Genomic DNA, 24,750 nt, shown 5'->3' with positions numbered 1-24,750 from the left:
ATCGGTGTTGGTTTTATGGTGCCACATGCCGCGGCCGGACCGGCGGGAACGTGAGAGTTGGGGGAGAAGAAGTAAAAGAAGTCGCAGCGGAAGTGTTTAGGCCGCTGCTTCTACGGGAACAGTGCTGGTATGAGTCGCCACATTCTTGGTCCGCCGCAGGCCGTCCTCTTCGACCGGGACGGCACGCTGGTGGTGGACGTCCCATACAACGCGGACCCGCAACAGGTCCGGCCGATGCCCGGCGCCGCCGAGGCCCTTGACGCGGTCCGCCGCGCCGGACTGCGCTGCGGCGTCCTGACCAACCAGTCCGGCATTGCCCGGGGACTGCTGCAGCGCCCGCAGGTCGACGCGGTCAACGCCCGGGTCGCGGAACTGCTCGGACCGTTCGACCTCTGGGAAGTCTGCCCGCACGGACCGGCGGACGGCTGCGAGTGCCGGAAGCCGGCGCCGGGGATGATCCTAAGTGCTTGCCGCCGGCTTGGCCTGCAGCCGTCTGAAGTCGCTTTCATCGGGGACATCGGCGCCGACGTCGAGGCGGCGGCTGCAGCCGGAGCAACCGGTGTGCTGGTGCCGACCCCGGTCACCCGCGCCGAGGAGATCGACGCGGCGGAGCTGGTCGCGCCGGATCTGGCGGCGGCCCTTGAGCTGCTGCTGGGAACCGGCTTCCTGCACGAAGGTGACCTGGTCCGGGATGGCGACGTGGCGCGGGGCAGCCTATGAGCCGGGTGCTGGTAGCCAGGCTGGACAGTGCGGGGGACGTGCTGCTTGCCGGCCCTGCCGTCCGCGCCGTTGCCGCCGGTGTGAGCGCGCGGCCCAACGAGGTCCTGATGCTGTGCGGGCCGCAGGGGACCGCGGCGGCCAAGCTGTTGCCGGGCGTGACGGACGTGTTCACCTGGGCCAGCCCCTGGATCGTGGATCCGGCCCCGCCGGTCACCGAGGACCACGTCGCCGCGCTGTGCGATTGGGTGCGCGGCCGGCAGATAGAAGAAGCCGTAATCCTGACGTCGTTCCACCAGTCCCCGCTGCCGCTGGCCATGCTGCTGCGGCTCGCCGGGGTGGAACGGATCACCGCGGCGTCCACGGACTATGCCGGTTCGCTGCTGGATGTGCGGCTCAAGCCCGGCGAAGATTTTCCCGAAGACCAGCCGGAGGCCGAGCGCGCCCTGCAGATCGCCGCGGCTGCGGGCTACCGTCTGCCAGCTAACGACGACGGACGGCTGCGCGTGCGCGACATTCCGGATGTCGCCTGGCTGGTAGGAACCGAACCGTACATCGCCGTCCACCCCGGTGCCGCTGTCCCGGCAAGGGCCTGGCCGCCACTGCACCATGCGGCCGCGGTGGAACTGCTCATAGCCGCCGGCTACCGAGTGGTGGTCACGGGCGGTCCCGCGGAGGCGGAACTGACCGCGACGGTGGCAGGCCCCGATGCCTTGGACCTGGGCGGCCGGACGGACCTTCACAGCCTCGCCGGCGTGCTGGCCGGTGCTTCCGCCGTCGTAACCGGTAATACCGGTCCCGCGCACCTGGCCGCCGCCGTGGGAACTCCCGTGGTCAGCCTTTTCGCCCCGGTGGTTCCGGCCGTGCGCTGGGCGCCGTACAAAGTGCCGCTGGAGCTGCTGGGGGACCAGAACGCGCCGTGCCGGCTCAGCCGCGCCCGCGTCTGCCCCGTGCCCGGCCACCCCTGCCTGTCCGGTGTTGAACCTGAAGAAGTGGTGGCGGCCGTGCAGCGGCTGACCACCGGAGTGACTTCCTTGCCCACCCGCAGAGAGACGAGGAACGCATGAAGATACTGCTCTGGCATGTCCACGGCGGCTGGACCGACGCGTTTGTGCGCGGCCGCCACGATTACCTGCTGCCCGCAACGCCCGACGGCGGACCCTGGGGCCTGGGCCGGGCCGGGCGCGATTGGCCCGAAAATGTCCGCGACATCGCGCCGGAGGACCTGCGCGAGTCGGATATCGACGTTGTAGTGCTGCAGCGGCCGGAGGAACTGGCCGAATGCGAGCGGCTGCTGGGAAGGCGCCCGGGCCGCGACATTCCGGCGGTCTTCCTGGAGCACAACACGCCCAAGGGCGATGTGCCCAATTCCCTGCACCCGCTGGCGGACCAGCAATCCATTCCGGTGGTGCACGTGACCCACTTCAACCGGCTGTTCTGGGACTGCGGCACCGCGCCCACCACGGTGATCGAACACGGCGTCGTGGACCCCGGCCACCTCTACACCGGTGAGCTGGACCATCTGGCCGTGGTGGTCAACGAACCCGTCCGCCGCTGGCGTGTGACCGGCACGGACCTGCTGCCCGAATTCGCGCTGGCCGGCCATCTGGAAGTCTTCGGCATGGGCACGGATGAGCTCGCCTCCGCCACCGGGCTGGGGCCTGACCAGCTGACTGTCCGCGGCGACCTGCCCGGCAAGTTGCTGCATGCCGAACTGGCCCGCTGCCGCGCGTACGTGCATCCGCTGCGCTGGACTTCGCTGGGACTGGCCCTGCTGGAAGCCATGCATCTGGGCATGCCGGTCATCGCGCTGGCCACCACAGAAGCTGCCCGGGCGGTCCCGCCGGAGGCCGGCGCCATCTCCACGAATGTGGACGAGCTGCGCCGGGAGGCGGCGCGGCTGGTGCAGGAACCCGAGGAGGCCCGCGCCCGCGGTGCAGTGGCACGCGAAACAGTGCTGCAGCGCCACGGACTGGCGGCCTTCCTGGACAACTGGGACGCGGTGCTGGCCGAAACAAGGACACACGCCGGCAGGGTTATTGCAGCGAACGAGAGGAGAGAGCTGTGAGGATTTCCATGGTTTCCGAACACGCCAGCCCGCTGGCCGTACTGGGAGGAGTGGACGCCGGCGGCCAGAACGTGCACGTCGCCGCCCTTTCGGCCTCCCTGGCCAAGCGCGGGCACTCCGTCACCGTTTATACCCGGCGGGACAACGCGGCCCTGCCCGCGCGCGTGCGGATGCGGCACGGCGTGGAAGTCGTCCACATCGATGCCGGACCGCCCGAGCCGGTGTCCAAGGACGAACTGCTGCCGTTCATGGGCCAGCTGGCGGACGGAATCTCGGCGGACTGGGACTGCAACCCGCCGGATATCGTCCACGGCCATTTCTGGATGTCCGGCGTCGCCGCCCTTGATGCGGCCCGGCGGAACTACGGTTCCGGTTACCCGGTGCCCGTCCTGCAGACGTTCCACGCCCTCGGCACGGTCAAGCGCAGGCACCAGGGCGTTCAGGACACCAGCCCCGCCCAGCGCGCCTGGCTCGAACCGTCTGTGGGACGCAACGTGGACCGGATCATCGCCACCTGCTCCGACGAGGTCTTCGAGTTGACCGCCATGGGCGTGCCGCGGAGCAACATTTCCATTGCCCCCTGCGGCGTGGACCTGGAACTGTTCGGTGCCACTGGCGACGTCGAGCCGCGCGGCCGCCGCCACCGGATCATCAGCGTAGGCCGGCTGGTGCCGCGCAAGGGCGTTGACTTGGTGGTCCGCGCGCTGCGGCTGCTGAAAGACCAAGGGATTGACGACGTCGAACTGCTGGTTGTCGGCGGAGCTTCGGGGCCGGATGGGCTGGCGGGGGATCCCGAAGCGCGGCGTTTGATGGAGCTGGCCGGCGAGCTCGGTGTCGCGGACCAGGTGGTGCTGCGCGGCCAGATTCCGCAGGACAAGATTCCTACCGTGCTGCGCAGCGCCGACGCCGTTGTCTGCGTGCCGTGGTACGAGCCGTTCGGCATTGTGCCGCTGGAAGCCATGGCGTGCGGTGTTCCCGTGGTCGCGGCGTCCGTGGGCGGTTTGATCGACACGGTGGTGGACCGCAAGACCGGCCTGCAGGTGCCGCCGAAGGACCCCGATGCGGTGGCCTGCGCACTGGCGGAGCTGCTGCTGGATCCGCAGCTGGCGCAGGAGCTGGGCAGGGCCGGCCGGAAGCGGGTCCGCACCCGTTACTCCTGGGACCGCGTTGCCGCCGATACCGAAAAGGCCTACAACCTGGCCCGGAACTCCGGTGCCATGAGCGGGGCAGTGCGCCAGCTGGAAGGGGAAGCATTGTGAGACCAGTGTCGATCACCACCACCCAGACGGGCGGCCGGCAAGCAACCGCACGCAACCAGGCCGCCGGTAGGACGCAAGCGGATCCGGAAACTTACGCCCGGCCGCAGGGGCCGGCCCTCGTCCCGGTGCCGAGTCCCGCCGTCGTGCCTTCTACTGAACCCGGCCCTGGGCACCAGGACGGTGCCGGGGAGGAAACGGCCGGGGGCCTGGACGCAGTGCTGGAGCATCTGCGGCAGGTGGCTCCGGCCGTCGATTCGCTGCGCTGCCAGGCTCCGCAGCTGGCGGCCTGGGGCATCGACCTGGCCGACCGGCTGCTCGGCGGGCAACGGCTGCTGGCCGCCGGCAACGGCGGGTCCGCCGCGGAGGCACAGCACCTGACTGCCGAGCTGGTGGGCCGGTTCGACGGCGAGCGGGAGGCGTTCTCGGCCATCTCGCTGCATGCGGAAACCTCCGCGGTCACCGCCATCGGCAACGACTACGGTTTTGATCAGCTGTTCGCCCGGCAGGTGCGCGGCCACGGGCGCGAGGGGGACGTGCTGGTGCTGCTGACCACCAGCGGCAAGAGCGCCAATCTGCTCAATGCGGTGGAGGCCGCCCGCAGCCTGGGCGTGACCACATGGGCGCTGACCGGCAGCGCCCCGAACCCGCTGACCAGGATCTGCGACGACTACGTCGCCATCGATGCGCTGCCGGCCAATGTGCAGGAGGGGCATCTGATGGCCCTGCACGCCATCTGCCGGGCGTTCGACGCCGAGGTGGCCCGGCGCCGGGCAACAGAAACGGCGGCCGTAGCCCCGTCGGCCGGCTCGGGCCGCACGGCCGGTTCGCGCGGTACGGATAGGAGGGGCATTCATGAGTCCTAAGAACATTGTGGTGGTGGGGGATGTGCTGCTCGACGCCGATGTGCACGGCGATGCCAGCAGGCTGTCCCCGGATGCACCGGTGCCTGTGGTGGACGTGGCGGAGACGGACTACCGGGCCGGCGGTGCCGGGCTGGTGGCACGGATGCTGGAGCGCGACGGGCATGCCGTCCGGCTGGTCACCGTGCTGTCCGACGACGGCGTTTCCGGACAGCTGCGCGGCGCCCTTGACGGGATAGAGGTCATCGCCGGCCCATCCGGCGCACCCACACCGGTGAAGACCCGGATCCGGGCCGCCGGGCAGTGCGTTGTGCGGTTCGACGAGGGCTGCGGCGAGGTGAAGATTCCTGACGTGACTGACGGAATGCTCGCCGCCCTCGAACAGGCCGACGCCGTGGTCGTGGCGGACTACGGGCGGGGCCTGGCCGCGAATACCCGGCTGCGTGAACTTCTACAGCAACTGGCCGGCAGGATACCCGTGGTCTGGGACCCGCACCCTTCCGGAAGCACTCCGGTGCCCGGCGTCACCGCGGTCACGCCCAACTTGCCGGAGGCGATCCGGGCAGCCGGGCTGTCCACAAAGCAGGACGGCGGTGCCCGCGAGGCTGCCCTGGCAGCGGAGGAACTGCGCCGTGCCTGGCAGTGCGGGTCGGTAATCGTTACGCTCGGCGGCGCCGGCGCATTGGTCCTGGCCGACGACGGCCTGCCGCAGGTAATTCCCGCACCCAAGGTACAGGTGGGGGATCCCTGCGGTGCCGGTGACCGCTTTGCCGGCGCGCTCGCCGTCGGGCTGATGGGCGGGCAGCCGCTTCCGGCCGCGGCCGAGGGGGCCGTGCAACAGGCGGCCGCGTTCCTTGCTGCCGGCGGGGTGGCCAGTCTGCGCGAAGAGGCCGCGCCGGAGCAGCTGCACGGCGGCGGCGTGGATGCGCTGCGGGTGGCCCGGCAGACGCGGGAAGCCGGCGGCACCGTGGTGGCGACCGGCGGCTGCTTCGACCTGCTGCACGCCGGCCACGCCCGGACCCTGGCGGCTGCCCGCGGGTTGGGCGACTGCCTGATCGTCTGCCTCAACTCGGACGCCTCGGTCACGCGGCTCAAGGGCGAAGACCGTCCCATCATGGGCCAGCAGGACCGTGCCGAACTGCTGCTCTCGCTGGAATGCGTGGACGCGGTGCTGGTCTTCGACGAGCAGACCCCGGAGGCCGCACTGGAACAGCTGCGGCCGGACCTCTGGGTCAAGGGCGGGGACTACACGGCGGACCAGCTGCCCGAAGCCGCGCTGCTGCAGACCTGGGGCGGACGCGCCGTGACGGTTCCCTACCATCCGGCGCGCTCCACCACCCGGCTGGCCGCGGCCCTGGCCAAGGTCGGCTAGCCAACAAGACCATCACGTCCACTAGGAGGAACAGATGAAATCAGCAGGATCCACGCCTACCAATCCCCACAATCCCGGCAATCCCGGTCGAGTCTTGGTCACCGGCGGCGGTTCCGGCCTCGGTGCCGCCGTCGTCGAAGCGGTCCGTGAGGCCGGCGGCACCCCGGTGGTGCTGGACCGCGACGTCAGCCGCGTCTCCGGCGTGAAGTGCTTGGAAGTCGATGTCTCCGACCGTGAGGCCGTCACCGCGGCAGTGCAGCAGGCAGCGGAAACGCTGGACGGGCTGGATGCAGTGGTCACCGCGGCAGGCATCGACCGCTGCGGTCGGCTGGAAGACGTCCCGGCGGACGAGTGGGACAAGGTGATCGGCGTGAACCTGATGGGCACCGTCTCCGTGGTCCGCGCCGCGCTGCCGCACCTGATGGCTTCGCATGGCCGGGTCATCACAGTGGCCTCGTCGCTGGGCATCAAGGCAGTCTCGGACGCCACCGCCTACTGCGCCTCGAAGTTCGGCGTCGTCGGATTCAGCCGTGCGCTGGCGGCGGAGACCCGCGGACAGGTCGGCGTCACCACAATGATTCCGGCCGGCATGAAGACCCGGTTCTTCGACGACCGCACGGAGCAGTACAAGCCGCAGGACGACTCCCGGCTTAACGATCCCGAGCGCGTAGCCGAAGCCATCCTCTTCGCACTCTCACAGCCGAAGGGCTGCGAGGTACGCGAGATGGTTATTTGCCACGAAGAAGAAGACTCGTGGCCCTAAGCTGGCGGACGTCCGAGTAGACGTCTTCGGGGCGTATCTGCTCGGTCAGCGGAAACTCGTGTTCGCAGCGCTCGGCGGTCCAGCCGACCTGCGTCAGATCGGATCCGCAGACCGGGCAGTGCGTCATCCAGGACATGTGGACCCGGTGCACCGTCCGTCCCAGCGCACCGGCCATAATCACGTTCCCGGCCCAGTAGATCCCGACCGTAGGCGTGCCCACGGCCTGGGCCAGGTGCCGCGGCCCGCTGTCATTTCCCAGCATGACGTCGCTCGCGCGCAGCAACGCGGCCAGTTCCCCGAGCCCCAGCTGCCCGGCCACGGAACGGATGCTCCCGGCGTCGTGCATTAATTCCTGCGCCTGGGAAACCACGTCGTCGGCCAAATCCGCATCCTCCGAACCCCCGATGAGGAGGACCTGGCAGCCATCCTGCGCCGCCCACGCGGCGACCTGCGCAAAGTACGACGGCGGCCATTGCCTCCGTTGGTCCGAGGCGCCGGGGTGGATGGTCACCAGCGAGGGCCGCCCGGCGTCCAGCAGGCCGGCAGCTGCCGTCTCTTCCTCTGGCAGCACCGTCAACTGGGGCTGCAGCGCCACTGGGGCGGCACCGGCGAGGCCGACCACTTCCAGCGCGCGGAGCACCTCGTGCTGGTAATAGAGGTAGGGGATGGTGCGTTCCAGGGCCGCAGCATCCTCGGTCCGGGCGCCCACGGTGTGCCGGGCCTGCAGCTCGAGCAGGAACGGATTGGAAAAGCGCCCGCCGCCGTGGAGTTGGACGGCCAGATCGAAGCGATCTTCGCGCATCCGAGCCAGGAACTCCTCCACCGCCACGGGATCCTCGGGCCCCGGCCGCACGCCGTGCGCAAAGGGCAGCACCTCGACCCGGTCCACCGGACCCGGCCGGCCGTCCAGCAGCGCCGCATGTAACGGTGCCCCGAGCAAGGTGATGGTTGCCTCCGGGTATGCGGCGGCCAGCGACTGCATGGCCGGCACGGCAAACATCAGGTCGCCGAGTCCACCGCCACGGAGTACTGCGATCTTCTTGACGCCGTCGAACCGACCCAGCAGCGGGCCGACGAGGCCCTGCCCCGCCGTTGCATCGAGCCGCTCGCCGCCGAAGTCCGCTCCGCCGGTGGCCACCTTGTCGACGTCGATTTCCTGTTCCACGTGTACCTCCATCTTCGCCGGCGCGCATCGGCAGTATCTGTTCTGAGCTTCACCCTAAAGCGCTTCCGCACCGCTGGCCAGTGCTTCAAAGAGGTTGGATCGTCAGTGTCTGAATGGGCAGGCAACGGGGTACGGAGTCAGCAGAACGCTTTGTTCGGCCGGCACTTTTGTGCGCGGCCGGGCCGATCTGGAAAAGGAGCGATATGACAACCGGTTCCGAGACAGTCCTGCAGCAGGAAAACGAAGCAGCCAACTCCGCCACGTCCGGCAAGACAGGCGCGTCGGGCGAAGCCGCCATCACCATTCACAATCCGCGCGACGGAAGCCTCGTGGGCAGCGTGCCGGAGGCCAGCCCAGAGGAAGTGGACCAGGCGGTTGCCGCGGCCCGCGCCGCGCAGCCGGGCTGGGCGGCCCTTGCCCCGGCAGCCCGCGGCGAACTGCTGCACGCGGCGGCCGCTGCGCTGAGCGACAACGCCGAACGGCTGGCGCTGATGAACGCGCGCGAAACCGGCCGCCCCGAAGCCGAGGCCCTGGAAGGCGTCAAGGCTGGCGCGGCAACCCTGCGGCAATACGCGGAACTGGCACCGGTTCACCGCGGGCTGAGCCTGCGCGGTTCCAGAATGGCGGCCGACTACACCGTGGCCGAGCCGCGCGGCGTCGCGGTCCTGCTGACCCCGTGGAACGATCCGGTCGCCGTCGCCGCGGGCCTGCTGGGCGCCGCATTGGTAACCGGCAACGCTGTAGTGCACAAGCCGAGCGAGCGCTGCCCGCACTTGGGCGCGATACTCGGGGAGGTGCTGGCCGCGGTGCTGCCGCCGGACGTCCTGATCACGCTCAACGGCGGACCGCAGGTAGGCTCGGCGCTGACCAGTCATCCCGGCGTCGATGTTTTCGCCCACGTTGGCTCCAGTGCCACCGGGACGAGGATCGCGCAGGCGGCGGCGCTGACCGGTGCGCACGTAATCCGCGAAAACGGCGGCAATGATCCGCTGCTGGTGGACGCCGGCGTGGACCCGGTGTGGGCCGCGGAGCAGGCAGCCATCGGGGCGTTCGCCAACAGCGGCCAGATCTGCACCTCGGTGGAACGGATCTACGTGCACCGCGACGTGGCCGACGCCTTCTGCAACGCCCTCGCCGAGGAGGCCCGCAAGCGCAACACTGGCCAGTTCGCGCCGCTGGTGGATACGAGGCTGCGCGATGAAGTCCACGCCCAGGTTGCCCAGGCGCTCGCGGCCGGCGCGAAGGCCGCGGAAGGCGGCGCGCTGCCCGAAGGGCCGGGCGCACGCTATCCGGCCACCGTGCTGCTCGGCTGCACTGAGGACATGACGGTCATGACCGAGGAGACTTTCGGGCCGGTGGCACCGGTGTCCGTGGTGGACAGCTTCGACGAGGGGCTGCAGCGCGCGGCCGCCGGGAGGTACGGCCTGGCCGCCACCGTGCTGACGGCCGACATGGCGCACGCCCAACACGCGGTTGCAGCGCTGCCGGTCGGCACGGTCAAGATCAATGCCGTCTTCGGCGGCGCGCCGGGTGGTTCGGCCCAGCCACGCAAGGACAGCGGCCACGGTTTCGGCTACGGCCCGGAGCTGCTGGACGAATTCACCCAGGTCAAGGTGGTCCATGTCGGCCTGCCCGGCGGGGTGACGCGATGAGCTCGCTGGAAGGCATTTCCGGGCTCGCGGACTGGCTGCCGCAGCGCCTGGCCGAGGCCGCCCCGCAGATCACCGTGCTCGGCGACGTCATGCTTGACGGCTGGTTCACCGGCCGGATCGAGCGTTTCTGCCGCGAGGCTCCTGCGCCCGTGGTGGACATGGCCCGACGCGAGTACGCCCCCGGCGGCGCCGCCAACACCGCCATGAACCTTGCTGCGCTCGGCGCGCAGGTACGGATTGTCGGGCTCACCGGCAGCGACGAGGCCGGACGCCGGCTGCGGGAACTGCTGGCGGGGGCCGGCGTGGAGGTCTCCGGCCTCATCGAACATCCGGAGGTCGTCACCACCACCAAGTACCGCGTGATCGGCGGTGACCAGATCATGCTGCGGATGGACGAACAGACCCAGCGGGTGCCTGCCGATGCGGTGGAGCAGCTGGCCGCCGCGGTGCCACAGGCACTGCTGGCCAGTGCCGCCGTGGTGGTCTGCGACTACGGCTCCGGAGCCCTCGGCGGCGCCGTGCGCGAAACCCTGGCGGCCCACCGCGGCGACCGGCTGACGGTGGTGGACGCGCACGATCCGAGGCCTTGGGCGCAGGTGCAGCCGGATCTGGTCACGCCCAACGCCGGTGAAGCCGCGGGGCTCCTGGGCATCGCCTTCGAACCGGACTCGGACCGGGCGGGCCTGGTTGCCGCGAGCGGCGGGCAGCTGCTCGAAGCGGCGGGTGCCCGCTCCGCCGTCGTTACCTTGGACCGGGACGGCACCATCTTGCTCAACAACGACGGCGGTACGCACCGCACGTGGGCCCGTCCCGTTACCGAGAAGCAGGCTTCCGGCGCGGGGGACACCTTTGTGGCTTGCCTGACGCTCGCGCGGGCCGCCGGGCTGCAGCTGACCACCTGCCTGGATCTTGCGCAGGCCGCTGCCGACGTCGTCGTCCACCGCCCGGGCACCTCGGTGTGCACCACGGCGGATCTGGCCGGACACCTGGGCAGCTTCGGCGACACAGCCCTGGACGCGGCGGAACTGGCCCGGCGGCTCGGGGACGAGCGGGCCGCGGGACGGCGGATCGTGCTGACCAACGGCTGTTTCGACGTGCTGCACCGCGGGCACACGCGCTACCTGAACCAGGCCAAACAGCTCGGCGACGTGCTCGTGGTCGCGTTGAACAGCGATGAATCCGCGCGCCGGCTCAAGGGCCCGGACCGGCCGATTAATCCGGTGGGGGACCGCGCAGGCATCATCGCGGCGCTGAGCTGCGTGGACTACGTGACCGTGTTCGATACGGACACCCCCATCCCGCTGATCGAGGCCGTCAAACCGGACATCTATGCCAAGGGCGGGGACTATTCGCCGCAGATGCTCGAGGAAACGCCCGCGGTCGAAGCGTACGGGGGACAGGTGAGCATCCTGGACTACGTCTCCGAACATTCGACGACGGCGGTAGTGCGCCGCATCCGCGGCACGGGCACCGGCACGGGCACCGGCTCGGTCGCGGACGCGGGTGCCGACCCGGCGACCGGCGCCGCCAAGGCCACAATCAGGGACGCGGCTAAAGGCACCGCTGCGGCCGGACCTGTGGCTGAAGAGGCGGAACGGGCATGACGCGCAGGCACTCGGGGCAGTGGGCGCTCCCGGTGCCCGAGGAGCCGCGGGCCGACGTGGACGTACTGATCCCCACCTACGGGCGCGAGGCGGAACTGGCCGTGACACTGGCCGGACTCGCCGCCCAGGACGGGCCCGCGTTCTCGGTGACCATCAGCGACCAGACCGACGGTGATCCCACCTGGGAACATCCGGCGGTCGCAGCAATGGTCCGAGTGCTCCGGGCGCAAGGCCGCAAGGTCAGGCTGGAGCAGCATCTGCCCCGGCAAGGCATGGCGGAGCAGCGCGATTTCCTGCTGGGCCTCGCCGACGCGCCGCTGATCCTGTTCCTGGACAATGACATCTGGCTGGAGCCGGGCATGCTCGCGCGGATGTACGCAGCCATCCGCGAAGCCGGCTGCGGTTTTATCGGGGCAGCCGTCCAGGGGCTCTCCTACCTGGACGACGAGCGGCCTCAGGAGCAGGAGCCCTTTGAACTGTGGGAGGGGACCGTCAAGCCGGAGCGCGTGCGCCGGACGGATGAACAGTTCGCCCGCTGGACGCTGCACAACGCGGCGAATCTGACACACATTGCGCGGTCCTTAGAGATTCCCGACGGAGAGTGGCGGTTATACAAGGTGGCTTGGGTTGGCGGCTGCGTGCTTTACGACCGCGACAAGCTAATTGAGTGCGGCGGGTTCGAGTTCTGGAAGGATCTGCCGGCCGCCCATGCCGGTGAGGACGTTGTCGCGCAGTTGCGGGTCATGGAGCACTACGGTGGAGCGGGGATCCTGCCCTCCGGTGCCGTGCATCTGGAGGCGCCGACTACCGTGACGGACCGGTCCACCGAAGCATCCGAGGTCATCCTCGACGAGTAGCTGTAGCCCTACTTGCTACCGGGACTGCTCCTGCCAACCGCTGCCCTGGGCATAGCTGGCGATCAGGGTGCCGGCCCCGGCCTGCATTGATTCGGTCGGATCGTCATAGAGGCGTGCCTGGCTGGCCTTGCTGTTGCTCAGGATTTCTTCCGCGGCGGTCTTGGCTTCGTCCAGGCTTGCACCGAAAACCTCGGTGCGGACAGGCAACCGGTCGGTGTGAACGACCTCCGCGTCAACCTCGGTCAGAGGGACGGTGTACCCGCGGTGCTCTTCGCTGACCGGGAACTCGTAGTCCCCACCGCCCTGGTCCGCGGGGATTACGTATTCCAAAAAGTAAGACATTGATGCCTTTCCTCGTCAGTAACGGTCGGTCGGCTGACGGCCGGTCAGCGCTGGTGGAAAGCCGCACGGCTTGTTCCAAGTCGGCCCTATCCATGCCCCTAGCGTTGCATAGGCGGCACAGCGTGCATAGGGGATGCCGCATAGTCGCCCGCGCGTCACACAAGCAGTCGCCCGTGCATCGGTACAAGTCTGCACAAGCAGTTGCCTACGCTCCCGAGCACAAGGCTCGGACCTGCTGACAGCAACCTGCGGCACTGCTACCTTGGGACAGTGGCTGAGGGATCCAAAGGCCGCAAACCCGGAACCGACCCGCTGATTATGGGGCTGATCTTCGGGATTTTGCTCGGTGTAGTGCTGTCGACGATAGCTGGCCAGTGGTGGTGGATCGTCGTCGGAGTTGCCGTCGGTGCCGCCATCGGCGCCGGCAGACTCAGCGCGGACAAGAAGAAGCGCGGCCGCAATGGCGACGGCATCTGACTTCGCCGGAGACGCGCAGTCACCTGTACCCGCCGCAAGTACTTTCCGTCTACCCAGCTGGTTTCCATCTCCCCAACTAGTTTCCCTGCGAATCGATAGTGCAGGCCGCGCGCCTATTGCCCCGAGCCAACTGGCCCTGATCTGCACAATGACCGAGCGGGGCAGAGGCATTCAGCAAGAATCCACGCGCCGGCGCCGACCTAAGATTCGTCTCTTGCTGAAACCGACGTTAGAATGAAAAATGCGTAAGGGAGTATTCCAAGCGTTGCACTCGTCAACACGTCAGGCACCGATGCCTCGCCGGGTGCAGCGGCCAGCCGGACGGCGGGCGGAGAGACTTGCTCAGCTCACTGCTACCCACCTTACGAAAGCAGGCATACATTGACTGTTTCCCCCCTGATCTGGGGCGTCACGATAGTGGTTATCCTGGCCCTGCTGGCCTTTGACTACTTCTTCCACATCCGCAAAGCGCACGTTCCCCAGCTGAAGGAAGCGGCCATTTGGTCCTCCATCTACGTGGGCATCGCCATCATCTTCGGCATTCTCGTCCTGATCTACGGCGGCACCGCAATGGGCTCGGAGTATTTCGCCGGGTACATCACGGAGAAGGCGCTCTCCGTGGACAACCTGTTTGTCTTCCTGATCATCATCGCAAGCTTCCGGGTCCCGCGCGAGGACCAGCAGAAGGTGCTGCTGTTCGGCATCGTTTTTTCGCTTATTGCCCGCACTGGCTTCATCTTCCTCGGCGCCGCGCTGATCAACTCCTTTGCCTGGGTCTTTTACGCCTTCGGCCTGATCCTGCTGATCACCGCAGGCAACCTGATCAAGCCTGACCACGGCGGCGGCCAAGCCGACAACTTCATGATCCGGCTGGCCCGCAAGTTCTTCCACACTTCCGAGGATTACGACGGCGACAAGCTGTTCACCATGGAGAACGGCAAGAAGGTCCTGACCCCGATGCTGCTGGTCATGGTGGCGATCGGCGGAACGGATATCCTGTTCGCGCTGGACTCGATTCCGGCCATCTTCGGCCTGACGCAGAACGTCTACATTGTCTTTACTGCCACCGCCTTCTCACTGATGGGCCTGCGCCAGCTGTACTTCCTGATCGACGGCCTGCTGGACCGGTTGATCTACCTGTCCTACGGCCTGGCCGCGATCCTCGCCTTCATCGGGGTCAAGCTCATCCTGCATGCCCTGCACGAAAACAACCTGCCGTTCGTCAATGACGGCCAGCCGGTTCCGGTCGTCGAGATCTCCACTGGCCTGTCCCTGACGGTCATTATCGGTGTGCTGGTCGTGACCATCGTGGCGTCGCTGCTCAGCAAGGCAGGCAAGGCGCAGACCGCCATCAACAACGCCCGCCGCCATGCGGTCAACTACCTGGACCTCAGCTACACCGCGGACCCGGCGGAGCGCGAGCGCATCTACAACGCGCTGCGCGAGGAAGAGCGGCAGATTGAACACATGGAGCCGAAGTACCGCAACAAGGCGAAGGACGTGGACCGGATCCGTGCCCAGGTGGCCGAGGCGCACAAGCAGCACAAGGAGTACCTGGCCCGGTAAGCCCGGTATGCATGGTCCGTCCGGTAACCGCTGAAGGTACGCCCGGTAATCCGCAGTAACAGCAGCGGTGGGCAGCACCCTGCCGATTGGTTCCGCCGGTAAGATCGGCCGGGTGACCGACGCCTTTGCCCTCCGCCCCGATGTTCCCCTTTCCGTGCTGGACCTGGCCCCTGTTTCCCAAGGCCAGAGCGTGGCGGAGGCCATCGAGGCCAGCGCTCGCCTGGCCGAAGTAGCCGACGCCGCCGGCTACCGGCGCTACTGGTTTGCCGAACACCACAACAACGAAGGCGTGGTCAGCAACGCAACCGCTCTGCTGATCAGCCACGCTGCCTCCCGCACGTCCCGCATCCGCGTCGGCTCAGGCGGCGTCATGCTGCCCAACCATGCGCCGCTGGTAGTCGCCGAACAATTCGGCACCCTCGCGAGGATGTATCCGGACCGGATCGACCTGGGACTCGGCCGGGCGCCGGGAACCGATCAGCGCACCGCCGCCATGCTCCGCCGCGGCGACTCCTCCGGCCAGGCCTTCGCCGGCGAAATCATCGACCTGCAGGCGTTCTTCGGCTCGCAGGAGGGCCTGGCCGTGCGCGCCCTCACCGCACGGGATACGCAGGTGCCGATGTGCGTGCTGGGCTCCTCGACCTCCGGGGCGGCTGTCGCCGGTCAGCTCGGCCTGCCCTTTGCCGCGGCTTCGCACTTCGCGCCGGAATCCCTGCACGAGGCCATCGCCGTGTACAAGCAGTACTTCGATCCCGACGCCGGAACCGCCCAGCTTGACCAGCCGTACGTGATCGCCGGTGTCAACGTGCTGGTCGTAGACTCCGTAGAGGAAGCCGCCTTCCAATTCTCCTCGCACCAGCAGGTGGTCCGGGACATCATCACCGGCGGACGCCGCCCGGTCCAGCCGCCAAGAACGGACGCCATGGCGGACTGGGATCCGCGCGAGGCGGCGATGGTGCAGGCCCGGCTCTCCGCCGGAGCGGTCGGAACCGCGGATACGGTCAGCGCTGAACTCCGCGAACTCATCGAGGCCACCGGCGTCAATGAGTTGATGGTCGTCACTTACGCCTACGACCGGCAGGTACGCGAAAACTCCTACCGGCTGCTGGCCGAGGCCTGGGGCTGCGGCGCTTAACACCGCATGCCAAACAACGACGGCGCAACTTGCCGCCGTCGTTGTCCTGCCTCAGAACAGTCGCTGGCGACCCCGGCAGTGTCCCTCCACAGGGCACATTTTCGCCGGGAACGCGGCATATCGTGGACGTTTTCTGCCGATTCTGTCAACGGTCCTGCGGTTGTGGGACGGGCCCTTCCACGGGGTTGGAGCCGGTGCTACGGTGAGGATTACCGATCGATACAGCGCGCGGTACGCCGCGTGGGAAGGAGATCACCATGGTAGAGCGGGGCAGTAATAAGCACGGTTCCGAGCTGGACGACCAGATGAAGCATGAAGACCAAGGTCTGATCCAGGGCAGCAAACCAGGACACGCAGAAGAATTCCGCGAGACAGAACCCTTCCCGGAGGAGACGGACAGTCCCGAAGTGCTCGATGCGATACGGAACGATTCAGCCATCAGGAATGCCCAGCAGGGCAAAGCTGACAGGGCAGAAAAGGATGGTGGAGACCGCTAATGGCCGAGCAGCTCAATACCTACGCGGAACTGTTCAAAAAGAGCGGACCGTGGACCACCGTTTACGTTGACGCCAGTACCGGCACCGTGGACACTTTGCGGGCCGGTGACATCCTGCCGGACCGGGTCGGCGAAGTGCTCTCAGGCCAAGGCATTTCCAAGCAGGACTTGAAGGCCGTCGAGGAGGCGATATCCCCGGCAACGGGAGTGCCCTCCCCGGTCAGCCGCTTTGTGCTGGTCCGTGACGGCAACATTGAAGTCAATGAGATCCTGCCCGGGCCGCTGGCAGGACCGGAGAAGATCTCCGTGGACAGCGTGCCGGATTTGGTTCCGCTGATGAAGCAGCGCGGCGATGACTTTCCCTATGTAGTGGCCGAAGTGGGGCGCGACGGCGGCGAGATCCGGCTGCAGTATGCCCGCCGCAACGGGGTGGCCGAGGAACATGCCGTTGAAGGCTCGAAGGAAAACCTGAAGAAGGTCCCCACCGGCGGCTGGGAGCAAGGCAGGCGCCAGCACCGGACCGAAGAGATCTGGCGCAAGAACGCCGACGAGATCGCCGGTGCCATTGACCGCGTTGTCAGTACTTGCCGGCCCCGGCTGCTTGTCGTCGCCGGGGATATCCGGGCGCGGGAGCTTGTGGTCAACCAGCTCTCCGAAGCGAGCCGGTCCATCGAAGCAACAGTGGAATCGCATACCCGCACCGGCGGCGCGGACCAGAAGGTATTCCAGGAGGAAGTCTCCCGGTTGGTCGCAGAGGTCTGGGCGCAGCAGCAGCAGGAAATTCTGAGCCGGCTGGAAATGCAGCAGGGCCAGGACAACCCGGAGTCCACAACCGGCTACGGCAACGTGGTGACGGCACTGCAACAGGCCCAGGTGGAACGGCTGATCCTCGAGGACGCCGCGCTTGTAGACCATGAAGCGTTGGCGCTGGACAAGGAACCGTGGATTGCCACGGAAAAGGCCAACGCGCTGGACGGCCAGGTACTGGGCACCATTTCGGCGCCGGCAGCCATGGTGCGGGCCGCAGCCCTGACAGACGCCAAGGTGTCCCTTGTGCCCTCGGGCGTGCTGTCGGAAGGAACCAAGGTGGCCGCGCTGCTGCGCTGGCCTACCGGACCCAGTGCGTCCTGACTAACCAATCCATGACCTGAGGTGCCGGCGGCAGAGTCCGCCGGCACCTCAGCGTGGACTACGCGGCAGACCAGCGAACGTCGCACACGCGTCAGCCAGCTAGCCAAGGACATTGAAGCCGCGCAGTGCCCGCGCGATCGGCACCGCTGATGCCGCGGCCCAGGCCTGGGGACGGCACGCCGCCGGATATGGCACCGGCGGCCACCTCCGGTCGGCCGGATCGCCGGAAAACAGTTCCGGCAGCCGCCAGTCAAAACCTTCGGCCGCGTCCAGCATGCCGCCGGCCAGTTTTGCCGCCTCGTCTTCGAAGCCGTCTTTGAGCATGCCCAGCAGAATCCAGGCGCTGTCGTGTGTCCACACGGAGCCAGCGTGGTATCGGGTGGGCCAGTAGCCGCCATTAGTGGTGGACAGGGTCCGGATGCCGTAGCCGGAGAACATCGACGGATCCATCAAACGCGTCACGACGGCGGCCTTTTCCTCCGCGTTCAGCAGGCCGGTGCCGAGCAGATGCCCCATGTTGGAAGCGATGGAGTCCACTGGTTTCTTATCAGCGTCGAGGGCGATCGCGGGATAGGGACCCGCGTCGTCGGTGCACCAGAACTTCTCCCGGAAACGATCGGCGAGATCGGAGGCAAAGGCCCGCCATTCGCCCGAGCCCGGCCGACTGAAGTGGTCGAGCATCTCGGCCCCGACGGTAGCGGCTTCATGCGCATAGCCTTGTACCTCCGCCAGCGCGAACGGGCCCACCGCCGGCGTACCGTCCTGCCAGCGGATCGAGCCAGCGGTATCCTTCCAGCCCTGGTCCGCCAGCTCGCTGTCGTGAGCACCGGCATACTCGAGGAAACCATCGCCGTCGGAATCGCCGTAGTGCTGCATCCAGGCCAAGGCGTCCTCGAGGTGCGGAAGCAGCGCCCGGACGTCGGCCTCCGGCATCCCCGAGTGCCACGCGTCATGGAGCAGGATAATCCACAGCGGGGTGGCATCGATGTTGCCGTAGTGGACCGGCGGCACCGCGATGACCGTGCCTCCGGGGCCCAAGATGAAGGTGCTGCGGCGGACTTCGCGCAGGATCTTGCCGGGTTCCTCGCCCGTTTCCTGCACCACGTCCGTACCCTGCCGGCCAGCCAAAGCCCGAAGGGTTCCGGCGGCGGTCGCGGCGTCGATCGGCAACAGCATGCGCGCAGCCATCAGGGAGTCCCGGCCGAACATGGTCAGGTGCCAGGGCGCGCCCGCGGCCAGGAAGGCGTGCTGCGGCCGCTGCCGGTCAGCGATCCGCAGACTGTTCAGGTCGCTGATCGACCGCGTCATCAGCCGCATGAGGCGCGGGTCGCCTGCCACCGACGGGGTGCGCAGCGGCTGACCACCGGCGGCAATCATCGGCGCGCCCTTGTCGGACAGGGCCAGCGACCAGCCAAGCTCGACGGCGTCTCCTGGCTGGAGGGTGATACGCCAGCTGAGCGCAACCTGGCTGCCCATGAAGGCCAGCTCGGCGCCTTCTGCGGTCAGCTCCGCGTTGGTGTCCTGGCCCCGCCAGCGCCAGCGGCGGTCTTCCGGCGCAACGGAACCCGCGGCCAGGGCCAGGCCTGCTTTGATCTGGTCCATCGGCAGGGCATCTGCGACCAGTTCCATCTTCACATCCAGCGTCACCGGTTCGGCCAGTACGGACTTGAACGTCAGGGTCTCGGCGAGCCGGCCGGTATCAACCGAGCGGCTCCGGATGACGGAGACCAGGGGGTCCGCAAAGTTGGCGGGAACGCGGATGAAATGGATGAAATCCACATGCTCGGTGGACTTCAGCTGGGTGGAGACCCATTCCGGCTCGTGGCCGTTGACGGTGAGGACGGCCCGCGCCAGAACCCTGTCATCCCCGCAGTAGGCACCTTGGGCGCCCTCGCCGCGGATCTGGCCGTGCGGGTCGCTCCAGACCTGGATGGGCGCGGTGAAAACGCCGGTGAGATCGTGCAGGTAGGGCTGCTGGAAAGCCATGGCTGCTCCTTGGATTAGCGTGAACTTGCCGGCCTCGTGCCGGTGGTGCTGGGTGGCGGGAGGGCTCCCTAAGGGAGCTGCCGGTCAGTCCCCGATGGTCATTGACACCCCATTTGAACGTTCATACTGTGGTGTTTACATCTTGGCAGATACCCCCTCCGATGCAACACCCCGTCTTCGGTGTTGGGTAGCGGCCAGCACGGACGCCGGCGTCAGCCAGCGCGGAAGTCCGCAGAAAAGGGACCCGATGACACAGAAGAAGCCCACTCTGGTCAGTCTTGCCGAGTCCATCGGGGTCTCCCGCCAGACAGTGTCCAACGTGCTCAACGCACCGCAGCGGGTGAAGCCGGCAACCCGTGAACGCGTCCTCAAGGCCGTCCAGGAGAGCGGCTACCGTCCCAGTGCGGCTGCCCGCCAGCTGCGCACGCGCCGGTCGATGGATCTGGGCCTGCGGCTGACACCCGTTACCGACGGCATCAACGGTGCGGTTCAGGACCGCTTTCTCCACGCGCTGACGGAAGCCGCCCAGGACGCGGGCTACCGCCTGACCCTCTACAGCGCGCGTGATGACGAGGAAGAAATCCGCCACATTGACGAACTGCTGCACGTGGCGGATCTGGATGGCTTTGTGCTGACCGGCACTCATGCCGGAGATCCGCGGACGGCCTGGTTGCAGGAGCATGCCGTTCCTTTCGCCGCCTTCGGCCGGCCTTGGAGCCGAACGGAGGATCCGTTTGAGTCGGCCCATCCCTGGGTGGATATCGACGGCGCTGCCGGCACCGAGAGTGCCACCGGGTTCCTGCTCGAGCAGGGGCACCGGCGGATCGGCTTCCTGGGCTGGCGTCCGGACGAAGGTCTGGGGGACGACCGGCGGGCCGGCTGGCACCGTGCCATGGAAGCAGCCGGCATCGGCGGAAGCCTGACCGAGCTGAGCGCAGCAACCGATGACGACGTAGCGGCTGGCGCTTCGGCGGTTGACGGCCTGCTGGCGAGGGGAGTCACTGCGCTGGTCTGTGCCAGCGATTCGCTGGCTTTGGGTGCCTTCGCCCAGTTGCGGGCGGTGTTGCCGCCGGAGGAGGAACCCGCCGTCGTCGGTTTTGATGACACCCCGGTTGCTGCTGCCGTGGGTCTGAGCAGTGTGGCCCCGCCTGTTGCCGATGCGGCCCGGCGCATCATCGCGGTGCTGTCCCATGTGCTGGCCGGCCGGCCGGCGGGCGAGGGGCCGCAGCGGCACCAGGTGCTCAGGCCCTCCCTGGTGGTGCGGAAGCCCTATGCGCTCGGCAGGACTGTGCCGCGGCGGCAGGGCGGCTAGCCGCTGCGGCGGTGCTCGCCGTCCTCCGGATCGCCTTCCGGCTGCCAGGTAAGCGTGATTTCGACGCCGTCGGGAACGGCACCAATGACCAGATGCAGGTCTTCGCCGTACAGGTCTTCGTGGTCCACCTGCCCGCCGTCTTCGCGGCGTTGTTCCATCAGGTCCGTCATGGCCGCGGCCATCGCCCGGCCCCAGTCCTGGGGATGCCGGCTGTTGGCTTCCGCCGATGCCGTGTACTTTTTGTTCATGCTGGTCCCGTCCGGATCGTCAAGGGCGAAGTCCATCCAACCCCGCCCCGGGCCGAACACCCATCTGAAAATGAAGTTTGACCCTGCCCCACGACGCTGTGATGCAGGTCTCATAAGGTTAGGATGAAGAATGCATTGATGCCAACAAAAGCGCCATATTACCCAAATGTGACGTTTGCCGGCAGCCGGCGATGACGAGGAGGCCATGATGGGCAGTGACGTTCCCGCGACGCGACGGGCGGCAATCTCCCGGCAACTGCGAGACGAAATCCTGGCCGGTGAGCTTCCGCCGGGAGCGCCGATCAAGGACGCGGAGCTGGCAGAGCGGCTGGGAGTGAGTATTACGCCGGTCCGGGAAGCGGTGACGGAGCTGATTACCGAGGGCCTGATTGAAACGCTGCCGAACAAGCGGCGCCGGGTGGCCGTGCTCAACGAGGTTCATGCGGTTCAGCTGCTGGATGTGCTGGGAGTTGTCCTCGTGGCGGTCTTCGAACGCTCGGCCGCGCGGCTGGGCCAGGACGATGTCGAGACGATGGCGGCAGCCGCCGAGCGGTTGGAAGGCGCGCTTGAAGCCCGCGACATGCTCGCCGCCCACACCACGCTCCTGGAGCTGATCGAAATCATCCTTGATGCCGCCGACCACGATGAGCTGCGCGCCGTGAATGAGCATGTGCTGGCCCGTTCCCTGGGCCGGCTGTTCCTCTACCAGCGGGAGGAACTGTATTACATCTGGACGGACGGCTGGAAGGAAGCAGTTGCGCTGCTGCGCCGGCAGGAACCGGACACGGCGGTCCAGCGGCTGCGGCAGGTCTTCTGGATTCTGACCGAGGAGCTGCGGACCGGGGACATGTAGGGCGGAAGGCCTGCGCGATGTAACTTCCGGCTAGAGCGTGGTTTCCCTGGCCTTGCCGACCAGATCGAAATTCGCCACAGAGGACTCGGCCGTCATCACCAGCTTGCGGGACTGCGTGTACTGCGTGTCGGGTTCGACAACGGTGACGACGTACCTGCCCGTGGGAGGAAGCCTCAGCTCGTAGCGGCCGGCGTCGTTGGTTTTGGTGGAGGCGATGTACTCGCCCGTGTGCGCACTGAGAGCGACCAGCGCGCCGGGCAGCGCGGCCCCGCCCCGAAGCACCCAGCCCGTGATGGTCAGCCGCTGCGTCAGCCGGATCTGCTCATCGCGTTCGGTGCCGGTGAATCTGACCACCTTGGAGGTGGGAACCCAGCCGTCCGCATTGGCCACGACCAGATATTCACCGGGCCCCGGCAGCGCAAGGGAGAACCCGCCGTCGTTCGCTGCCCGGCTCCAGTCCACGGGCTCGCCGGAGGTCTTCATCACCGTGACGACGGCGTGCGGAATGGGCTGGTCGTCGGTGTGCAGTACGCGCCCGTGCACCACGGTTTCCGCGCTGTTGCCGGCCTGCGTGACGGCGAGTGCAGCAGTCTCGACCGGAACGCCTTCGGCTGCCGGCACCGCCTCGAACCTGGGCACGAACCACACCACGGCACAGGCCACGAGCGAGGCCACGGCCGCAATCCAGAACACATCCTGGAAAGCCTCCATGGCAGGCAGTTCTCCGCCGTTGACACTGACCGTCACCGTCGCCAGGACGGCTGCGACGGCGGCGCTCGACGTCGAGGTGCCGATGGCCCGCAGCAGCGCGTTGAGGCCGTTGGCGGAGGCCGTCTCGGTGATCGGCACGTTGGCCATGATCAGGCTCGGCATCGCGGCATAGGCCACCGCGGAGCCGACGCTGACAACGGTGGAGCCAATAATGATCGCGGCCACCGAATCGCTGAGGAAGACGCGGCCCACGTAGCCCACGGCCATGATCGCCGAACCGGCAATCAGCGTGGTCTTGCCCCCGAAGCGGTTGATCATGGCGCCGGAAACGGGGGAGAAGGCGACCATGGCCAGCCCGGACGGGACCATCGCCAAACCGGCTGTGACGGGGTCTAGCCCGAAACCGTGCGGCACCGAAGCGGGCAGCTGCAGTTGCTGGGTGCTCAGCAACATGTTGGCGAACAGGGCAAAACCTACCAGGACGGAGGCGATGTTGGTCAGCAGCACCGGCCGGCGGGACGAGGTGCGCAGGTCGACCAGCGGCTGGCTGACCTTCAGCGAATACGGAACCCAGACCGCCAGGACCACAATCGTCAGGATGAACAGCGCTATGGTCAGCTCGTCGCCCCAGCCCCAGCTGCCGCCCTTGGAAATGGCCAGCAGGAGCGAGGTCAGCGCGATGGAGAGCATGATCGCGCCGAGGAAATCGAACCGGCCGCGGGTCCGCACCTCGGATTCCGAGACCACCAGGTACACCGCGGCGAGAATGGCCACACCCACGACGGCGGAAAGCCAGAACACCGATTCCCAGCCGGCCTGCTGGTAAAGAGTTCCGCCCAAGGGCAGGCCGAGGGCGCCGCCGATGCCGAGCGTAGCGCTCATCAGGGCAATCGCGCTGCCAACCTTCTCCGGCGGGAGCTCGTCGCGCATGATGCTGATGCCTACCGGGATCAACGCCGAGGAGAACCCCTGCAGTGCGCGGCCGACGATGATGGTGGCGAAGTCGCCGCCGAGCGCGGCCACCACGGAACCGGCTGTCATCAGGATGATGCAGACCAGCATCATCAGCCGCTTGCCGAACATATCCGCCAGCCTGGCCACGATCGGTGTCGCGACGGCAGAGGTCAGCAAAGTGGCGGTGACCAGCCAGGACACATCGTCGATGGAGACATTGAGCAGTTGCGCGAACTCGGGTAGCAGCGGGATGACCATCGTCTGTTGCAGCGAGACCGTTGTACCGGACAGGCACAGGACGGCGATGATCGCCCAAGTTGGCATTCTTTTGCGCGCAGCTGCAGACTCAGGCATTTCTTTAGCGTATCCGCCGGGTAGATCTAGCCGAACCAGGGCGCCTTGGCTGCGTCGTAGGTACCATCGTTCTTGGCCATGTTCAGCCACTGGTCCACATACTCGCGAAATTCGACGTCGCCCTGCGGAAGTAGGTAGGCCTTCTGCGAGAAGTTGAATGGATCCTCAGGGTGGACGGCGCAGAGCTCGGGATGCTCGTTCGCCACCCACATTGTTTCCGATGCGTCCGTTGTCATGACGTCCGCGCGGCCAGCGATGATTTCGTCGAAAATGGTGTTGTTGTCTTCGTAGCGGATGATCTCGCCTTCGGGGTAATGTTCGTCGGCGAACTTCTCGTTGGTCCCGCCGATCGGCGTGATCGAACGGACACCAGGCTGGTTGATCTCCTCCACGGTGTCGTACTTCTCAACGTTTTCGCACAGCGTGATCGGCGTCTTGCCCTCGTCCAGAGTCGGCTCAGTATAGAACGCTTGGGCAGCCCGCTCCAAGGAGATGGAAATGCCGCCTACGCCGATATCGCATTCGCGCAGAAAGTCCGGCATCAAGGATGCCCAGGTGGTCGGGACGTACTCTACTTCCACTTCCAGTCGCTCGGCCAGGTCCGCCACCATATCGATGTCGATTCCGGTGTATTCTCCCGTCTCCGGATCCAGATACGTGAACGGGCGGTAGTCGCCTGTGGTGCACACTTTGAGCACGCCGCTGTCGGCGACGGTCTCCAAACGTGACGGTCCGTCGGACTGCGAAGCTGAGCCCGAAGAGGAACTGCCATCGCCGGACGGGCCGGCAGTCGTGCAACCGGTCAGGGCCGCCAGGGCCAGGAATGAGGCTGCGGCAATTGTGCTCGATTTCATCGGTTGCCTCGCAC

23 protein-coding genes are annotated in these 24,750 nt (G+C 67.3%); 17 read left to right on the top strand and 6 right to left on the bottom strand.

Translation table 11 applies throughout. The features are described from left to right. Nucleotides 1-129 precede the first annotated feature (129 nt). From HGO92_RS13945 to HGO92_RS13915, 7 genes are all read left to right on the top strand, one after another. Nucleotides 130-720, top strand: coding sequence for a D-glycero-alpha-D-manno-heptose-1,7-bisphosphate 7-phosphatase (locus HGO92_RS13945; protein ID WP_169995812.1), 591 nt, complete (start codon nucleotides 130-132; stop codon nucleotides 718-720). Then, nucleotides 717-1,784 (top strand): glycosyltransferase family 9 protein, encoded by a 1,068-nt coding sequence (locus HGO92_RS13940; protein ID WP_169995810.1) that lies wholly within the window; start codon nucleotides 717-719, stop codon nucleotides 1,782-1,784. The genes HGO92_RS13945 and HGO92_RS13940 overlap by 4 nt, the downstream gene beginning before the upstream one ends. Continuing rightward, the gene (locus HGO92_RS13935) at nucleotides 1,781-2,785 is read left to right on the top strand and encodes a glycosyltransferase (protein ID WP_169995808.1); all 1,005 of its coding nucleotides are present in this window, start codon (nucleotides 1,781-1,783) and stop codon (nucleotides 2,783-2,785) included. Before HGO92_RS13940 ends, HGO92_RS13935 begins: the two co-directional genes overlap by 4 nt. Next, nucleotides 2,782-4,044, top strand: a complete 1,263-nt coding sequence (locus HGO92_RS13930; protein ID WP_169995805.1) for a glycosyltransferase — start codon at nucleotides 2,782-2,784, stop codon at nucleotides 4,042-4,044. The genes HGO92_RS13935 and HGO92_RS13930 overlap by 4 nt, the downstream gene beginning before the upstream one ends. A gap of 125 nt (nucleotides 4,045-4,169) precedes the next feature. Next, the gene (locus HGO92_RS13925; protein ID WP_169995994.1) at nucleotides 4,170-4,907 is read left to right on the top strand and encodes a D-sedoheptulose-7-phosphate isomerase; all 738 of its coding nucleotides are present in this window, start codon (nucleotides 4,170-4,172) and stop codon (nucleotides 4,905-4,907) included. Then, nucleotides 4,897-6,276 (top strand): PfkB family carbohydrate kinase, encoded by a 1,380-nt coding sequence (locus tag HGO92_RS13920; protein WP_169995802.1) that lies wholly within the window; start codon nucleotides 4,897-4,899, stop codon nucleotides 6,274-6,276. The genes HGO92_RS13925 and HGO92_RS13920 overlap by 11 nt, the downstream gene beginning before the upstream one ends. Before the next feature lie 34 nt (nucleotides 6,277-6,310). Then, nucleotides 6,311-7,039 (top strand): SDR family oxidoreductase, encoded by a 729-nt coding sequence (locus tag HGO92_RS13915; protein WP_169995800.1) that lies wholly within the window; start codon nucleotides 6,311-6,313, stop codon nucleotides 7,037-7,039. Here the strand turns inward: HGO92_RS13915 and HGO92_RS13910 are convergent. Further along, the gene (locus tag HGO92_RS13910) at nucleotides 7,005-8,204 is read right to left on the bottom strand and encodes a glycosyltransferase family 9 protein (protein ID WP_346768960.1); all 1,200 of its coding nucleotides are present in this window, start codon (nucleotides 8,202-8,204) and stop codon (nucleotides 7,005-7,007) included. The two genes, HGO92_RS13915 and HGO92_RS13910, sit on opposite strands and share 35 nt — an antisense overlap. A gap of 203 nt (nucleotides 8,205-8,407) precedes the next feature. Here HGO92_RS13910 and HGO92_RS13905 point away from each other — a divergent pair, with 203 nt between their 5' ends. From HGO92_RS13905 to HGO92_RS13895, 3 genes are read left to right on the top strand one after another with little or no spacing between them, the layout of a single operon-like run. After that, complete coding sequence (locus HGO92_RS13905; protein WP_169995796.1) at nucleotides 8,408-9,856, top strand: aldehyde dehydrogenase family protein; 1,449 nt, start codon at nucleotides 8,408-8,410, stop codon at nucleotides 9,854-9,856. Then, a complete protein-coding gene (rfaE2, locus tag HGO92_RS13900; protein WP_169995794.1) occupies nucleotides 9,853-11,460 on the top strand; it encodes a D-glycero-beta-D-manno-heptose 1-phosphate adenylyltransferase in 1,608 nt (535 codons plus the stop codon). The genes HGO92_RS13905 and rfaE2 overlap by 4 nt, the downstream gene beginning before the upstream one ends. Then, nucleotides 11,457-12,317, top strand: a complete 861-nt coding sequence (locus HGO92_RS13895; RefSeq protein WP_169995792.1) for a glycosyltransferase — start codon at nucleotides 11,457-11,459, stop codon at nucleotides 12,315-12,317. Before rfaE2 ends, HGO92_RS13895 begins: the two co-directional genes overlap by 4 nt. A 15-nt stretch (nucleotides 12,318-12,332) precedes the next feature. On the opposite strand, the gene HGO92_RS13890 is transcribed toward HGO92_RS13895, so the two are convergent. Beyond that, nucleotides 12,333-12,659 carry a hypothetical protein gene (locus tag HGO92_RS13890; protein WP_169995790.1) on the bottom strand — a complete coding sequence of 109 codons (327 nt, stop codon included), beginning with the start codon at nucleotides 12,657-12,659 and terminating at the stop codon, nucleotides 12,333-12,335. 270 nt (nucleotides 12,660-12,929) lie between these two features. Between HGO92_RS13890 and HGO92_RS13885 the strand changes: the two genes are divergently transcribed. From HGO92_RS13885 to HGO92_RS13865, 5 genes are all read left to right on the top strand, one after another. Further along, on the top strand, nucleotides 12,930-13,136 hold the full coding sequence (locus tag HGO92_RS13885; protein ID WP_169995788.1) for a hypothetical protein: 207 nt from the start codon (nucleotides 12,930-12,932) through the stop codon (nucleotides 13,134-13,136). 381 nt (nucleotides 13,137-13,517) lie between these two features. Further along, nucleotides 13,518-14,702 carry a TerC family protein gene (locus tag HGO92_RS13880; RefSeq protein WP_169995786.1) on the top strand — a complete coding sequence of 395 codons (1,185 nt, stop codon included), beginning with the start codon at nucleotides 13,518-13,520 and terminating at the stop codon, nucleotides 14,700-14,702. Between the two features lie 112 nt (nucleotides 14,703-14,814). Then, nucleotides 14,815-15,837, top strand: a complete 1,023-nt coding sequence (locus tag HGO92_RS13875; protein ID WP_169995784.1) for an MsnO8 family LLM class oxidoreductase — start codon at nucleotides 14,815-14,817, stop codon at nucleotides 15,835-15,837. A 257-nt stretch (nucleotides 15,838-16,094) separates the two neighbouring features. Then, nucleotides 16,095-16,334 (top strand): hypothetical protein, encoded by a 240-nt coding sequence (locus tag HGO92_RS13870; protein ID WP_169995782.1) that lies wholly within the window; start codon nucleotides 16,095-16,097, stop codon nucleotides 16,332-16,334. Further along, a complete protein-coding gene (locus HGO92_RS13865; protein WP_169995781.1) occupies nucleotides 16,334-17,464 on the top strand; it encodes a baeRF2 domain-containing protein in 1,131 nt (376 codons plus the stop codon). The genes HGO92_RS13870 and HGO92_RS13865 overlap by 1 nt, the downstream gene beginning before the upstream one ends. A gap of 99 nt (nucleotides 17,465-17,563) precedes the next feature. Here HGO92_RS13865 and HGO92_RS13860 read toward each other — a convergent pair whose 3' ends face one another. Further along, nucleotides 17,564-19,450, bottom strand: a complete 1,887-nt coding sequence (locus HGO92_RS13860) for a glycogen debranching N-terminal domain-containing protein (RefSeq protein ID WP_169995779.1) — start codon at nucleotides 19,448-19,450, stop codon at nucleotides 17,564-17,566. 247 nt (nucleotides 19,451-19,697) lie between these two features. Between HGO92_RS13860 and HGO92_RS13855 the strand changes: the two genes are divergently transcribed. After that, a complete protein-coding gene (locus tag HGO92_RS13855; RefSeq protein WP_169995777.1) occupies nucleotides 19,698-20,762 on the top strand; it encodes a LacI family DNA-binding transcriptional regulator in 1,065 nt (354 codons plus the stop codon). On the opposite strand, the gene HGO92_RS13850 is transcribed toward HGO92_RS13855, so the two are convergent. After that, complete coding sequence (locus tag HGO92_RS13850) at nucleotides 20,759-21,046, bottom strand: hypothetical protein (protein WP_169995775.1); 288 nt, start codon at nucleotides 21,044-21,046, stop codon at nucleotides 20,759-20,761. The two genes, HGO92_RS13855 and HGO92_RS13850, sit on opposite strands and share 4 nt — an antisense overlap. A 169-nt stretch (nucleotides 21,047-21,215) precedes the next feature. On the opposite strand from HGO92_RS13850, the gene HGO92_RS24265 reads away from it, so the two are divergent. Next, entirely contained in the window at nucleotides 21,216-21,863 is a 648-nt protein-coding gene (locus tag HGO92_RS24265) for a GntR family transcriptional regulator (RefSeq protein WP_169995773.1), read from the top strand. Between the two features lie 30 nt (nucleotides 21,864-21,893). Here HGO92_RS24265 and HGO92_RS13840 read toward each other — a convergent pair whose 3' ends face one another. Continuing rightward, entirely contained in the window at nucleotides 21,894-23,882 is a 1,989-nt protein-coding gene (locus HGO92_RS13840; protein WP_169995771.1) for an MFS transporter, read from the bottom strand. 26 nt (nucleotides 23,883-23,908) lie between these two features. Then, complete coding sequence (locus HGO92_RS13835; protein WP_169995769.1) at nucleotides 23,909-24,736, bottom strand: transporter substrate-binding domain-containing protein; 828 nt, start codon at nucleotides 24,734-24,736, stop codon at nucleotides 23,909-23,911. Nucleotides 24,737-24,750: the final 14 nt, after the last annotated feature.

Origin of the sequence: Crystallibacter degradans (assembly GCF_012952295.1) — a bacterium.
In the GTDB taxonomy this organism is placed as follows: domain Bacteria; phylum Actinomycetota; class Actinomycetes; order Actinomycetales; family Micrococcaceae; genus Crystallibacter; species Crystallibacter degradans.
The sequence above is the reverse complement of the archived record's forward strand: the minus strand, read 5'-3'. Positions and strand labels throughout refer to the sequence as shown.